Source organism: Calothrix sp. UHCC 0171 (assembly GCF_034931845.1).
In the GTDB taxonomy this organism is placed as follows: domain Bacteria; phylum Cyanobacteriota; class Cyanobacteriia; order Cyanobacteriales; family Nostocaceae; genus Brunnivagina.
In genome coordinates, this window is the sequence record NZ_JAYGHN010000044.1 from 1 (window position 1) to 16432 (window position 16432).

Consider the following 16432-nt stretch of genomic DNA (forward strand, 5'->3'; position numbering starts at 1 on the left):
TATTCATTTACACTGAGGATTATAAAAATGGAAATAAATTATGAATTATTACCCTATGAATGTAATTATCCTTCATCTAAGGAAACAGCAGCAAAAGTATCCTTAAAGTATCGTGGTGTTGCTTACAATATTAACTGTTCAGTTGTTAACCAAAATATTAAAACAGATCAAACTCTAATTTATCGTGGCGCACTTTATATTAAAAATCAAGTTATATCTACAATTTCCCAACCACGGAAAAATTTAAAATATCGGGGTGTAATTTACTCTTAATTTTTCTTAAAATCCACAAATTAAAATCACCTTTCTGAATGATTTAGATAATCATGTGTGTGGCTTTGACAACTCCGATGATGTCATCAACGGTCAAGGTGGTGATGACATTATTTGGGGTTTGAGTGGTGAAGGTAACGACACCCTTCATGGTGGCACTGGTGCAGATATTCTGGTTGGTGGTTTGGGAGATGATACTCTGTATTTGGGACGCGATCGCAGTAATATATCGCCAAGGTGATGGCAGTGATGTTATCAATCAGTGCAGGCGGCGATTTATTGCAATTTGAAGGTATCGATGCGATCGATGTAGTGGTCAACGGTAGCAGCACCTTCTTCCGCTTGAGTGATGGACTGGCTGGCAATACTGGATTTGGTTCGGGTGAGTTGCTAGCTGAGTTGCGCGGTGTATCTGGATTTAGTTCAGGAAATCTGGGTTTCAATCTGGCATCCGGCAATACCGCACAGTTTTTGTTTGCATAAAGCACGGATTGTTCTTATTTCATCTTCTAACCTGGGGTGTTTGTTTTATTCACAGACACCCCCTCTTTTTTTATACCTCTGCTTTTACTTGATTTGATTGGATTGCTAACTTTTGAGTATTTGCTTCGTAAACAGAAGCACGATGGGAAAGTAGCATATTTCTTCTTTGCGTATTAATAGTGTTGATAATTTTGAGAATATTACTTATGTTTTTTCAAGTCGATGTATAAGAGTTATGGATTAATTGACTTGAAACTGCTTAACTTTTCTGTGAGGTTTTCAGGAAACCCGAAAATGGCAATACAAGTATACTAAAAAAACAGAAAATAAGCAGAGATAGGTAATTATAGAGCGGGTGAGCAGTAATTGCAAAATAGTTAAGTAATTGATTGACGCTAAATACCTTAATTTTTCTATATCGACACTAAAGGTCTGGCATTTTATAAATAGAAAAGTTTGATAAGTATGCGAGTTGGAAGATGATAAGTTTTCCAATATATAGGTTATATCTAATTCCTAATTAAATCTGGAATTGTAGTTGAGATAAGTATTCCAAGTGTCAATAACCAATAAATTAAGGGACAAAGCGATGGATATTAGTTTTGGTAATTTAGTAGAATTATTGCGCTACAGAGCAGTTAATCAGTCAGAACAACAGGCTTTTACGTTCTTAGTAAATGGTCAGGAAGAAAGTGATTTTACCTATCAAGAATTAGATTTAAAAGCTAGAGCGATCGCAGTTACACTTAAACAGATTACAACTTCTGGGGACAGGGTGTTACTGCTTTATCCCCCTGGATTGGAGTTTATCGCTGCTTTCTTTGGTTGTCTATACGCTGGAGTCGTTGCGGTTCCTGCTTATCCACCCAGACAAAATAAATCTTTATCTCGTTTACAAGGGATGGTAATTGATGCAGAAGCGACTGCTGCACTTACAAATACAAATGTTCTCGCTAACATTCAAGGACAGTTAACTAATTTCCCTAACTTAACTAATCTACAATCTCTGCATTGGTTGGCTACTGATAACATTAACACCCTCTTAGCTAATTCATGGCAACCGTCACAAGTTGATAGTGACTCCCTCGCTTTTCTACAATACACCTCTGGTTCGACGGGGATGCCAAAAGGTGTTATGGTTAGCCACGGCAACCTATTAGCCAATTTAGCTGCAATTCATCGGTGTTTTGGTCATTCATCCCACAGTCAAGGTGTGATTTGGTTGCCTTCCTATCATGATATGGGATTAATTGGTGGAATTCTCCAACCTCTTTATGGTGGTTTTCCGGTTGCACTGATGTCACCTGTGGATTTTTTACAAAAGCCTTTTCAATGGTTAGCAGCAATTTCTCGCTATAAAGCTACTACCAGTGGTGGACCAAATTTTGCCTATGATTTATGTGTGCGTAAAATTACACCAGAACAACGAGAAACCCTTGATTTAAGTAGTTGGGAAGTCGCTTTTAATGGTGCAGAACCAATTCGTGCTGAAACTTTGACCAAGTTTGCAGAGATGTTTGCATCATGTGGTTTTCGTGCTAGTAGTTTTTACCCTTGTTACGGGATGGCTGAAAGCACTTTAATTGTCACTGGTGGGCTGAAAAAGGATGCACCGACACTAACAAGTATTGATGGTAAAGCATTGTTAGAAAATCGTGTGATTCCAGCGTCAGTAAAAACTAATTCTGTTCAGACTTTTGTTAGTTCTGGTTACAATGTCGAAAATCATCAGATTGTCATAGTTAATCCGGAAACATTGCAACGCTGTTCTGATAATCAAGTTGGTGAAATTTGGGTGAGGGGTGCAAGTGTTGCTCAAGGATATTGGCGAAAAAATGAAGAAACAGCAGCTACTTTTTTTGCTTATTTAGCAGATACACAAACAGGTCCTTTTTTAAGAAGTGGTGATTTAGGTTTCTTGCAGAATGGGGAATTATTTGTCACTGGTAGATTGAAGGATTTAATTATTATTCGCGGACGTAATTATTACCCCCAAGATATTGAATTAACTGTAGAAAAGAGTCATCCAGCATTAAAATCTAGTGCGAGTGCGGCGTTTTCTGTGGAGATGAATAGACAGGAACAATTGGTAGTTGCTTGTGAGATCGAACGTGAGTATTTACGAAAGTTAGATGGTGATGCGATCGCCAAACATATTTTACAGGCTGTTGGGGAGGAACATGAGTTACAAGTTCATACTATTTTACTTTTAAAAACCGGAAGTATTCCCAAAACTTCTAGTGGTAAAATTCGCCGTCGTGCTTGTCGGGCTGGTTTTCTGGCTGGGGATTTAAATCTTGTTTGGGATTGGAGTAAGAGTCCTGATCATAAATCGGAGTTTCGTAATTTGCTGGTAGATTTGGATGCTTTAAAACAGGAAATAGAAGATAAAAAACAGGAAAATGAAATAATCAAATTATCTCCAGAGTTAGAGAAAATTCAAGTCAAATTGCGCCATATTGTCGCCAGTTTATTACGAATAGATTTTGCCGAAGTTGGTATTCATCAATCTTTGATGGCAATGGGTGCTGATTCTTTAGTATTAGCTGAAGCTGCTGAGGCTGTGGAAAACTGCTTTAGCATTAAACTTGAACTTCGGCAGTTATTTGAAGAGTTAACAACTCTTGAGGCTTTGGCAAATTATATTAGTCAAAATCAATCTTTAGAGTCTAATTTAAAAGAAATAAACCGCAGAGTATGTAAAGGATACAAAGTAGAAGAAGAAAGAGAAGAAGAATTGAAAATTTCCCTCTCGGAAGCACAAAAACAACTTTGGATTTTAGCGAAAATGGGGGATGATGGTTCGTTAGCTTATAATCTTTCGGCTACCGCAGAATTAAAGGGTGAGTTTCAATTAGATGCAATGCATCAAGCGGTACAAAGTTTAGTAAATCGTCATGATGCTTTGCGAACAAGTATTAGCGATGAAGGAGATTTTCAGTCTATCTTACCTAATTTGGAAATTGAGGTTCCTGTCATTAATTTCTCTTATCTGAATCAAGAAGACTGTCAATATCAATTGGATAAGTGGTTTCACAAAGAAAGTTTAGCGGCTTTTGACTTAAATCAAGCTCCTTTATTCCGTTTTCATATTCTGAAATTAACAGAAAAACACCACTTACTTGTATTCACAGCACATCATATTATTGTTGACGGTTGGTCGATGGGAATAATTCTGCAAGAATTGGCTACTTTGTATTCAGCAGAATGTCAAAATTTTGATACTAGACTCAAACAACCTATGCAATTTCGAGAATATATTAAGTGGCAAGAACAACAAATTTCCACTCCAGAAATGCAAATTCATGAGTCTTATTGGTTAGAAAAATTCCCAGATGAAAATTCAATTCTAGACTTACCTACAGACCGCCCTCGTCCAGCAAGGAAGACTTATAAAGGAAATCGACAAACTATTCAACTTGATACTAATTTATTCTCGGATATCAAGCAGTTTAGTAAAGATAATAATTGCACATTATTGATGACTTTATTATCTGTATATACAACTTTATTGTACAGATTAACAGGTCAAGAAAATATTGTGGTTGGTGTTCCGGCTGCGGGCAGATTTAAAGGTAGTGAAAGTCTTGTCGGTTATTGTTCTCATCTATTAGCAATTAGAAGTTACATTGATGGGGATTTAAATTTCTCTCAGCATTTGCAAGCAACTAAAACTGAATTATTAAATGCTTACACTCACCAAGATTATCCATTTGCGAGGTTAATTGAAAAACTGAAAATATCCAGGAATGAAAATATATCTCCTTTGGTGACAGCCATATTTAACTTGAATCGACCTTTAGCTGTGCCAAAAATGTTTGGAGTTGAAACTAGTTTATTACCTCAACCCCTTAGTTTCGTAGACCATGATATTTGTCTCAATGTCAGCGAAATAAATGGGAAATTGGTTTTTGATTTTGACTACAATACTGATTTATTTAATGACAGCACTATTCATCGCTTTCTGGAACTTTTTCAAACATTGTTGAGAGAAACTATAGCTAATTCCCAAAAATCTCTTGCTAATCTACCCTTACTCAACCAATCCCAACATCATCAATTATTAGTGGAATGGAATGATACTCAAACTGAATATCCCCAAAATAAATGTATCCATGAGTTATTTGAGCAGCAAGTTGCAAAAACACCAAATGCAGTAGCAGTAGTATTTGAAAATCAACAACTAACCTACCAAGAATTAAATAACCGTGCAAATCAACTAGCACATCACCTACAAACATTAGGGGTAAAACCAGAAGTATTAGTAGGAATTTGTCTAAATCGTTCCTTAGAAATGATGGTAGGACTATTAGCAATTCTCAAAGCAGGTGGTGCTTATGTACCCCTTGACCCGACTTATCCTCAAGAACGTTTGGATTATATTGTGTCGGATTCTGGAATGTCAATTTTATTAACCACCGAGAATCTCCTTACCCAATTACCTACCCATGAAATCAAAGTTATCTGTATAGATACACAAAAGGATGAAATTTCTCATCACAGTACAAACAACATCTTATCCAATGTTCAAGCAAACAATCTGGGGTATGTCATTTATACCTCCGGTTCCACCGGAAAACCCAAAGGAGTATTAGTCACCCATCAAAACCTAGTTAATCATAGCAGTGCGATCGCGCAAAAATTCCATCTCACATCCTCAGACAAAGTTCTACAATTTGCAGCTTTAAGTTTTGATGTTGCAATTGAGGAAATCTTCCCTTCTTGGTTAAGTGGTGCAACAGTAGTATTACGTCCCCAGGAAATGTTTGCGACTTTCACAGATTTAGTGGAATTGATTAAATCGCAAGGTTTAACGGTATTAAATTTACCTGCTGCATTTTGGCATGAATGGGTTTTGGATTTATCCCAATCGGAATATTTTCTCCCCAACTGTTTAAGATTAGTGGTTGTCGGTAGCGAACAAGTAAAATGGGAAAAAGTTGCACTCTGGCATAAATACGTAGGTCAACATATCAAATTACTCAATGCTTATGGTCCGACGGAAGCGACAATTACAGCGACAATTTATGAACCGGATTTGCGAAAGACAGAAAATCAAACTGGTGGTGTTCCGATTGGTTGTCCAATTGCTAATACCCAAGTTTATATTTTAGACAATAATTTACAACCAGTACCTGTAGGTGTTGTCGGTGAGTTGTATATCGGTGGTAATGGTGTCGCTAGAGGTTATTTAAATCGTCCCGAATTAACCCAAGAAAAATTCATTGATAATCCTTTTGGTAATTCTAAATTATACAAAACCGGGGATTTAGGACGTTATTTACCAGATGGAAATATTGAATTTGTCGGACGCATTGATAATCAAGTTAAAATTCGCGGTTTCCGTGTCGAACTGGGAGAAATTGAATCTGTTCTAAATACCCATTCCCAAGTTAAACAAGCAATAGTGATTGCAAGAGAAGATAATCCGACTCAGAAACGATTAGTTGCTTATATAGTTGCTGATTCCCATATTATTGATACTCAACAATTGCACTTGGAATTGCAGCAGAAATTACCAAATTATATGGTTCCTAGTGCATTTGTAGTTCTCGATGTATTTCCCTTAACTCCTAATGGAAAAGTCGATTATAAAGCATTACCTCTACCGGATAGAGAAATAATTAAAGAATTAGAATATGTTCCACCTCGAAATCCTACAGAGGAAATACTTGCAGATATTTTTACTTCCGTATTAAACATTGAAAAAGTGGGAATTTATGACAACTTCTTTGAGCTAGGTGGACATTCTCTACTCGCTACCCAAGTAATGTCTAGAGTCAAACAAGCTTTTGCAATCGATGTTTCTCTGAGAAATATTTTTGAAGAACCAACAATTGCTAATTTATCCACAATTATTGACAACAGCTATTCACCACTAGTCCAAGAATTACAAGCTATTCCAACTCATAAATTAGAAAATCGTGAGGAAATTGAACTATGAAATCTATTCAAGAATTTTTGTTAGATATAGCTAAACAAGACATCAAATTATGGATAGAAGGTGATAAATTACGCTGCAATGCTCCCCAAGGGGTCTTAACACCAGAAATTCATTCTCAATTAACTCAACGAAAAGTTGAAATTATCAGCTTTTTACAAGATTATCAACAACAAGTTATTCCCAAAGTTCCTCGAAACAATCAATATGTACCTCTGTCTTCAGCACAAGAAAGATTATGGTTTCTCAATCAATTAGAAGGAAAAAATACTACTTACAATATGCCTTGTGCAATCAGAATTACAGGTAACCTCAATATTACTACTCTGGAAAAAGCATTTTCAGAAATTATTCGACGACATGAAATACTACGCACCAACTTCAAATTTATTGACGACAAACCAGTCCAAATCATTCGCTCCGAATTTACTTTAGAAATACCTGTAATTGATTTACATAAATTATCGGTATTAGAACGTGAAATACAAGTATCACAATTAGTAAAAAATGCCGCCGAAACAATCTTTGATTTAGAAAATAGTTCCTTGCTGCAATTAACAGTTTTAAAATTATCTCCATCAGAATTTGTCTTGTTATTCACAATGCATCACATTATTTCTGATGGTTGGTCAATCGGTATATTAATCGAAGAGTTATCGATTATTTACCAAGCATTTTATCTTGATAAACCTTCTCCATTACCGGAATTATCGATTCAATATGCAGATTTTTCTGTTTGGCAAAAACAGTATTTAAGTGAGGAGAAAATCGGAACACAACTTAATTATTGGAAACAGCAATTACAAGGTTGTTCAAAATTATTAGAACTACCAACTGACCGTCCCCGTCCTGCGGTACAGACCTTCCGGGGAGACACTCAAATCTTTGATTTAGATATCCAACTCAAAGAGAAATTAGTAGCTTTAAGTCAAGAATCTGGTACTACCTTATTTATGACTTTACAAGCGGCATTTGCCACTTTACTATATCGCTATAGTGGTCAATCCGATATTCTCATTGGTTCCCCAATTGCTAATCGCGATCGCAGTGAATTAGAGCCATTAATTGGCTTTTTTGTGAATACTGTAGTTTTCAGGAATTGTTTGGAGAATAATCCGAGTTTTACGGAGTTACTGACCCAAGTTAGGGAAATGATGCTGAAAGCTTATGAGCATCAAGATGTTCCCTTTGAGCAGGTAGTTGAAGCTTTACACTTGGAACGTTCTTTGAGTTATTCACCATTGTTTCAGGTGATGTTTGCAATGGAAAATACAGCAATGGGTGAGTTACAATTACCAGATGTAACATTAACTCCATTCAAACAACAAAATACAACTGCTAAGTTTGATTTAACCCTGTCAATAGATGAAACATCAAATGGATTAACAGCTGATTGGGAGTATAACACCGACTTGTTTGATGGGGAAACTATCACTCGTATGGCTGATAATTTCCAAAATTTATTAAATGCTATCACCGAAAATCCTCAGCAAAAATTAGACGAAATTCCATTCCTGACCGCAGATGAAAAATATCAATTATTAGTGGAATGGAATGATACTCAAACTGAATATCCTCAAGATAAATGTATCCATCAATTATTCGAGGAACAAGTTGAAAAAACACCAAATGCAGTAGCAATAGTATTTGAAAATCAACAACTAACCTACCAAGAATTAAATAACCGTGCAAATCAACTAGCACACCATCTACAGACATTAGGAGTAAAACCAGAAGTATTGGTAGGAATTTGTCTAAATCGTTCCTTAGAAATGATGGTAGGACTGTTAGCAATTCTCAAAGCAGGTGGTGCTTATGTACCCCTTGATCCGACCTATCCTTCAGAACGTTTGGATTATATGCTAACGGATTCCCAATTACCCATTCTATTAACTCAAAACCAACTTTTAGCAAAACTTCCTCAACACCAAGCACAAACAATTTGTTTGGATCAAGATTGGGAAAAATTTGCGGATTACCCTGAAGATAACCCCAATAGTCAAGTACAACCCGACAACTTAGCTTACATCATTTATACCTCTGGTTCCACAGGTAAACCCAAAGGAACAATGATTATCCACAGTGGGATGGTAAATTATCTAAGTTGGTGTACAAAAGCCTATAATGTTGCTGCTGGAGAAGGTTCCACCGTCAACTCTTCTATTGGTTTTGATGCTACTATTACCAGTTTATTTTCTCCCCTATTGATAGGACGTAAAGTAGTGCTTTTACCGGAAGAAAATGAGATTGAAGAACTCAAACAAGCTTTATGTTCCGGAACTAAATTTAGTTTAGTAAAAATAACTCCCGCTCATTTGGAAATGCTCAGTCATTTATTGGCTAATCAAGAGGTAAATATTCAAGCTCAAGCATTTATTATTGGTGGAGAAGCCCTATCAGAAAAAGTCACTAATTTTTGGCAAAAAAAAGCACCCTTAACTAAACTAATTAACGAATATGGTCCCACAGAAACTGTAGTTGGATGCTGTATTTACGAAGTTAAAAAACAAAGCTTTCCTGGAGGAAATATTCCTATTGGTCGTCCTATCGCTAACACTGAATTATACATTTTAGATAGCCAATTACAACCAGTTCCCATTGGAGTTGTTGGTGAATTATATATCGGTGGTGCTGGTGTTGCGAGGGGTTATTTAAATCGTCCCGAACTCACCCAAGAAAGATTCATTGATAATCCATTTAATCATATTATAGAGAGGTTATATATAACGTCTCAATCTGTAACATCTCCATCGATAAGGTCTCCAAAATTATACAAAACGGGGGATTTAGCGCGTTATTTACCAGATAGTAATATTGAGTATCTGGGACGCATTGATCATCAAGTTAAAATTCGTGGTTTCCGAATTGAACTGGGAGAAATTGAAGCCTTAATTGTCAAACATCCCACTGTGGCTTCCGCAACAGTAATCGTCCGTGAAGATGAAACAGGAAATAAAAATTTAGTTGCTTATATTGTTCCTGAAAAATCACAGACTTTTCAGAACAAAAAACTACATCAATTACTACAAGAAAAATTACCTCATTACATGATTCCATCTGCTTTTGTGCAGCTAGAAAATCTCCCCCTCACTCCGAATGGAAAAGTAGATCGCAAAGCATTATCTGCACCAGAAAAATCAGAAATTTATATTTCCGATGACTTTCTTACTCCCAGAAATGAAGTAGAATTACAACTCACAAATATCTGGGAAGAAATATTAAATGTTCGACCCATCGGCATTCAAGATAACTTCTTTAATCTGGGAGGACATTCACTCTTAGTCGTGCGTTTAATGGCTCAAATTCAACAACATTTCGGCATCAATTTACCCTTAGCAACAATCCTGCAAAATCCGACAATTGCACAAATTACAAATACCCTTAGTCAACAAACAAATTCCTTATCCAATTCCACCTTAGTAGCTATTAACAAAAATGGCTCTCAAACACCTTTATTCTGTGTTCCTGGAGTGGGTGGTAACGGTTTATATTTCTATAAATTAGCTGATTATTTAGGTTCAGAACAACCCTTTTATACCTTCCAAGCAAGAGGATTAGACAGTAAATCAATACCTCACAATCAAATAGAAGATATGGCTGCCGACTATATACAAGCCATGCAAACTGTACAGCCTCAAGGACCCTATATTCTCGGTGGTTATTCCTTTGGAAGTAATATTGCATTGGAAATGACTAAACAATTACAACAACAAGGTCATGAAGTCGCTTTATTGGCTGTTTTAGACAACTTTGCTCCCATTGAAATCAATAAACCAAAAGATTTTTATTTGGATGCAAAAATTAGACTTAAGCACATAATTCGTGTTGTGGAACGTTTGTCTGGTCAAAAATTAGAAGTTGATTACCAAACCTGGGAAAAACTTAATTTTGAGGAACAATTAAATTATCTTAGGGAGCAATTTAACGACAGTACAACTGAGCAAATTCGGGGTTTAATCGAAGTTTTTGATGCTAATGTTCAAGCCGGAATGAGTTATTCATTTAACCCTTTATCCGCAGATATTTATTCTCTAAAAATTACACTTTTTCAAGCCAAAGAAGATGATACAGAAGATACTTTTATTCCTACAGATATAACATGGGGTTGGAATAAAATTACCTCTCAAGCAATTGAAATTTACACAGTTCCCGGAAATCATCACACAATGTTAAGTGAACCTCACGTTCAAGTATTAGCTGAAAAACTCAAAGCTTGTATTAATCAAGTTCAAATTGTGGGAGTTGCGTAAAATGATTCAACCCCTAACTGTCAAAAATATGCAAACTTTTATACTTGTATGGTTGGGACAAGTAGCTTCCCTGACTGGTTCTGGATTAACTAACTTTGCCTTGGGTGTGTGGGTATATCAAGATACAGGCTCAGTAACTCAATTTGCCCTAATCTCTTTATTTGCGACCATTCCACGGGTGATAATTTCTCCTGTGGCTGGTGCTGTGGTAGACCGTTGGCAACGTCGTTGGGTAATGATTATTGCCGATTCGGGTGCAGGTATTAGTACACTATTGTTATTTTTACTACTACTTACCAATCATCTAGAAATTTGGCATATATATTTAGTGACAATTACTAGTGCTAGTTTTAGTGCTTTTCAATGGCCAGCTTATAATGCTGCTACGACCTTGATAGTTCCCAAAAAATTTTTAAGTCGTGCGAATGGCATGATTGAATTGGGAGAAGCTTTACCTCAACTAATTTCACCTGTATTAGCTGGTGTTTTGTTAATAAATATCCAGCTACAAGGTATTATTCTGATTGACTTTATCAGCTTTATTTTCTCTTTTTTAATCCTCATTAATATTCACTTCCCAGATGACAAAAGAAGCATGAACAAAAAAATAGGTAATAGCTCATTATTCACAGAGATGATCTATGGTTGTAAATATGTATTCAAGAGAAAGGGATTACTGGGATTACTAATCTTCTCTGCTGTCACTGATTTAGGGTTAGGAGTAGTTCAAGTATTAATCACCCCATTAGTATTATCCTTTGCCTCCCCAACAGCTTTAGGAAGTATCATGTCTATCGGTGGAATTGGGATGTTACTTGGTAGTCTATTAATTATTATTCATCGAGGAGCAAAACAGAAAATTAATAGCATATTTATCTTTCAATTTTTAGGTGGATTATCAATTTTGGCAGCCGGATTAAAAACCTCTGTCATCCTCTCAGCCTTAGCAGCATTTTTATTCTTTTTTACGTGGACAATCATCAATAGTTCTACTCGATTTATCTTGCAAAAGAAAGTTTCCCATGATGTTCAAGGTAGAGTCTTTGCTTTAATCGGTGGAGTGACGGGAATATCTTTTCCTATCGCTTATTTAGTGGCTGGACCCCTTGCTGATAAAATTTTTGAACCATTAATGTCTGCTAATGGTTTGCTAGCTGGAAGTATGGGAAAAATAATAGGTATTGGGACAGGAAGAGGGATTGGATTAATGTTTATTTTGATGGGATTAATCACCATGTTAATTACAATTTGCGGATATTATTATCCCCCTTTGAGGAAAGTAGAAATAGAACTACCAGATGTAGCATGATATATTTGCGATCGCTGAGTCAAATGTTAAAATAATTAGGTCTGGATATCTGACTTATTTTCAATTATGTAGTACGCTACTAGTAGTCTGTCAAAATAAAAATGATAGATATATTTTTTTATAACTCAAACGCAGGCAGGATGCCAGCACTACCAAATATCTACCAAAATTAACTTGACAGACCACTAGGTAATCTAATTAGATATTTTACCAATCCCATCACACAATCCCCTCTCATCCTCTTTCACATTCCCGCTATGGTGCAGATAATTCCGAATGCGATCACAACCCTCCTTAAATAATTTATCTGGGTGAGAATCTAAGTCTAAATTCCAGAAAATTACATTCCCCAAGGAGTCGGAAGAGGCTAAAAGCTTGTGATTTGGACTCAAACTAACACTTTTGATCCCAGCTTGATGTCCCCCAAAGGTTTGCAGGACGTTTCCATCTAAAGTCCATAATTTCATGGTTTTATCTTCACTTGCGGTGACAAAGGTTTTACTATTTGGATGGAAAATTAAGCTATTGATTGCACCTTCATGGCAATATATGGTTTGTAATAATTTACCGTGGAAATTCCATAATTTAATCCGATTGTCTTTACTCACTGTGGCAATTATTTGACCATCAGGACTAATCCTGACAACGATAATTCCATCTTCATGTCCTCGCAATGTCGTTAATTCTTTACCTTGTCGGTTCCATATTTTCGCGGTTCCATCTTCGCTACCAGTAACAATAACTTGATTATCAGGACTGAAATTAACACTTCTCACCCCAGCTTCATGTCCTTGCAATGTCACCAATTCCTGACCAGCTAAATTCCACAATTTTGCCGTATTATCCCAACTTGCAGTTGCAATGGTTTGACCGTCGGGACTAAATACAGCACTTCTCACATCTGCATTATGTCCTTGTAATGTCACCAATTCTTTTCCAGCTAAATTCCATAATTTGACGGTTTTATCTCGACTAGCGGTGACAACTGTTTTCCCATCTGGACTAAATTCTAAACTTCTCAAGGTGTCGCTGTGACCTTGCAGAGATGCAATATGCTTCAATGAAGATGGGATGTATCCCGTTTCTCCATCTAGTAATTTCCACAGTGTGGCAGTATTCGACCTTCCTGTTGTACCCAAAATTTGACTTTTGGGGCTAAAATTACTACTGACAGAAGCTGCTTCACCAAGGTTTTTACGCCAAGCTTGGAGAGTCATATCTGCACCAATATTCAACCCTTGCAAGTTCCAAAGTCTTACGGTTCCGTCTTCACCACTGCTGACAAGGGTTTTGCTATCCTGGTTAAAACTTACACCCCAAACAGCATCTTGATGTCCGTGCAAAACCTGTAATTGTTCTCCCTGAAGGTTCCATACTCTTACAGTTCGATCCCAACCTGCGGTAGCAATTATTTCACCGTCGGGACTAAAAACAGCACTACCAACTGCATCTTCATGTCCTTGTAAGGTTGCGAGTTCCCCTCCCTGTAAATTCCAGAGTTTTGCGGTTTGATCGCGACTAGCTGTAATTAAACTTTTACCATCCCGACTGAAATTAACATACATTACCCAATCCTGATGTCCGCGTAATGTCGCTAATTCCTTACCATCCAGGCTCCAAATTTTGGCAGTACCATCCCGACTCGCTGTGGCAATGCTGTCACCCTGGGGGCTAAAGTGGATGGCAACCACAGGAGCGCTATGAGTTTTGAAGGATTTTAATAGTTTTCCCTGTAAATTCCACAGACGGACTGTACCATTCCATTCCATTGATGCCACCATCTGACCATCGGGGCTAAATCCGACACAGGCAACCCAATCTTTGTTAGGTAGGGTGACTAATTCTTTGCCATCAGCAACACGCCAAATTTTTGCGGTTTTATCCCGACTGGAACTTGCTAATAATTTCCCATCATAGCTGTAATTAATGCTCCATACTGCATCCGTATGTCCCCGGAGAGCTTGCAATAATTTCCCGTCACGCTGCCAAATTTTGATACTTTTATCCCAACTAGCACTTGCTAAAGTCTTGCCGTCGGGATTAAATTTTACCCGTGTCACCAAATCACCGTGACCGATGAGACGGTTTTCTTCCCGTACCCAATACAGCGATTGACGCAGCGTTTTATCAATCTGCGATCGCAAATGTAAATCCCCGTTTTTCCAACCGATTTGTTGTAATTTGATCCCAGCTTTTAAACCCGACACTAGAGCATCAAAGCTTTGTTGAGAAGTAAATGCGGCTTCTGAGGAGATGGCTAAGGTTTTAATTTCACCTAAATTCACCTGTTTTTGTTGTTGTGTTGTTTGCCACATCAGTAAGCTAGATATTCCCAACAACGTCAAAGCGACTACAGACACCACCGATAGTCCCTGCAAACCCCGACGAATTGTATTTTTTGCTTGTTTTTCCGCATCCAGCAGAATTTGATTTGCTTGTTCCGATGCAATCAAAGCAGTTTGTACTTCTCGTTTCTCCAGTTCCTCACTTGCAGCCAAGAAGCGATAGTCTAGGTTACTTAAACTTTTTCCCTTTGCCCAAATTTGAGCATCTAAAAGCCCTTGTCCTCGTAGTAGATAGTTGCCATCTTCATAATTTGATGCTACCCAACTATTAAGTAAATCTGCGTAGGGGCGTAATTGCTTTAATTGCTTTTCCACCCACTCTAAATTAAATACTTCCTGATAAATCCGATTGTAAACCTGTAAATTACCTTGTTTTTTGACAACCAACCCGGACAATAATAACTCAATTTGTTCCGGGGAATCATCTGCGGGAACGTCACCGTTTTGTAAAATTTGTAGATATAAACCCAGTAATCGACTTGCACGTTGTTCCGAAACCAGTAAGCGATCGCGTATTGTGCGTAAATGGGGTGGTTCATCCTGGGCAGCCCAATTATCTATGATATGCGATCGCGCAATTGCAGCTACTTGTTCCGCTATTTCCTCTGGTTGCGTCAAGATATCCCGCATCAACTTTTGCAAATATGGAGATGCGTTCCCATAAATATTTCCTTCTTCCCCTGTTCCCTTTTTCCCATACTGTGCTACCAATTGACATAATTTTTGGGTCAGAAACGGTTGTCCCCCCGTCCAAGCAAGTATTTGACTCAACACAGCTTGGGGATGATCGATTTTATCTGCTAAACCCAGTTCTAATGGTTGGACTTCGTGCAAATTAAATCCATTTAAAGCGATCGCACGTCCAATATTAAAGGGTGTACGGGTTTTATCTGTGATTAAATCGGAAGGTGTGGCTACTCCCAACAGGGCAAAAGTCAAACGTTTGTGTTCGTGACAAGCTCGAATCAGGGCAAAAAAGTCATCCGTATTAAATGGTAAACTAATAGTGCTATCAATCTCATCGAAAAAAATCACTATCGGTTGCTCAATTAACTCCGGTAGCACCGATTGCAGCAATTCCCCCAAGCGTCCCACAGGGGAAAAATCTTGTCTTTGTGCCAACCAATTGCGGACATTAATTTGCTCCGATAATCGTAAACTCCGCACCAACCGCATAATTATATCTGCATACCACTGAGCGGCTGTAATATTGCTGTTCCCAATTCCCGATAAATCCACCGTTGTACAAATAATCCCATCTGCTTGCAATCGTTTCGCCACCTGTACCCGCAAACTTGATTTTCCCATTTGCCGACAATTCAGAACATAGCAAAACTCACCCGCCTTGAGAGCATTATACAGTTCATCATCAGCATGGCGTACCACATAACTCGGTGCATCAACAGGTAAACGACCGCCAACATGATATTCATAGGATGAAGTCAGTTTTTGCACGGGTGTACCTGCCTTTTAATTATAAATTCATTCCGATCAGTTCTATATTTATATAGCTTGCTTGTTGGACTGTCGATGTAGAAAAGTTAAGGAATTCAGAAGTTTGAGGATAAACCACATTTATCGTGAGAGCCAATGTAAAAATTGAGTATATTAACTGCATACCCCCAATATCTTGAGAATTAAGAATCAATGACAGTGATAAGCTGTGGTGCATTTAATTTGTATATTAGACGCGGGCTTTCCGTCCCCGGAGTTTTCCGTGAAGAACATCTCCCCGGAAACTTCTCTTGGCACTACAGTAATTTGACGTTTTCGCCTTATACAATTTAGCCGCACATCAGCTGATAAATATCTAGAAATATATGGGGGTAGA

Annotated in this window: 8 protein-coding genes; 7 read left to right on the plus strand and 1 reads right to left on the minus strand. The window is 37.5% G+C overall.

Translation table 11 applies throughout. From position 1 onward, the window contains the following. Positions 1-27: 27 nt before the first annotated feature. From VB733_RS23350 to VB733_RS23375, 6 genes are all read left to right on the plus strand, one after another. Positions 28-273: a DUF4278 domain-containing protein gene (locus tag VB733_RS23350; protein WP_323342447.1), complete on the plus strand. Its 246-nt coding sequence runs from the start codon at positions 28-30 to the stop codon at positions 271-273. Between the two features lie 55 nt (positions 274-328). Next, on the plus strand, positions 329-514 hold the full coding sequence (locus tag VB733_RS23355; protein WP_323342448.1) for a hypothetical protein: 186 nt from the start codon (positions 329-331) through the stop codon (positions 512-514). Positions 515-519: 5 nt separating this feature from the next. Continuing rightward, positions 520-756 (plus strand): hypothetical protein, encoded by a 237-nt coding sequence (locus VB733_RS23360; protein WP_323342449.1) that lies wholly within the window; start codon positions 520-522, stop codon positions 754-756. A gap of 589 nt (positions 757-1345) precedes the next feature. Further along, positions 1346-6700: a non-ribosomal peptide synthetase gene (locus VB733_RS23365; protein WP_323342450.1), complete on the plus strand. Its 5355-nt coding sequence runs from the start codon at positions 1346-1348 to the stop codon at positions 6698-6700. Beyond that, positions 6697-10947, plus strand: a complete 4251-nt coding sequence (locus tag VB733_RS23370) for an amino acid adenylation domain-containing protein (RefSeq protein WP_323342451.1) — start codon at positions 6697-6699, stop codon at positions 10945-10947. Before VB733_RS23365 ends, VB733_RS23370 begins: the two co-directional genes overlap by 4 nt. A gap of 1 nt (position 10948) precedes the next feature. Continuing rightward, on the plus strand, positions 10949-12256 hold the full coding sequence (locus VB733_RS23375; RefSeq protein ID WP_323342452.1) for an MFS transporter: 1308 nt from the start codon (positions 10949-10951) through the stop codon (positions 12254-12256). Between the two features lie 194 nt (positions 12257-12450). Here the strand turns inward: VB733_RS23375 and VB733_RS23380 are convergent, their stop codons facing one another. Further along, positions 12451-16056 carry an AAA-like domain-containing protein gene (locus VB733_RS23380; RefSeq protein ID WP_323342453.1) on the minus strand — a complete coding sequence of 1202 codons (3606 nt, stop codon included), beginning with the start codon at positions 16054-16056 and terminating at the stop codon, positions 12451-12453. Positions 16057-16248: 192 nt separating this feature from the next. On the opposite strand from VB733_RS23380, the gene VB733_RS23385 reads away from it, so the two are divergent. Continuing rightward, positions 16249-16389, plus strand: a complete 141-nt coding sequence (locus VB733_RS23385; protein ID WP_323342454.1) for a hypothetical protein — start codon at positions 16249-16251, stop codon at positions 16387-16389. Positions 16390-16432 lie beyond the last annotated feature (43 nt).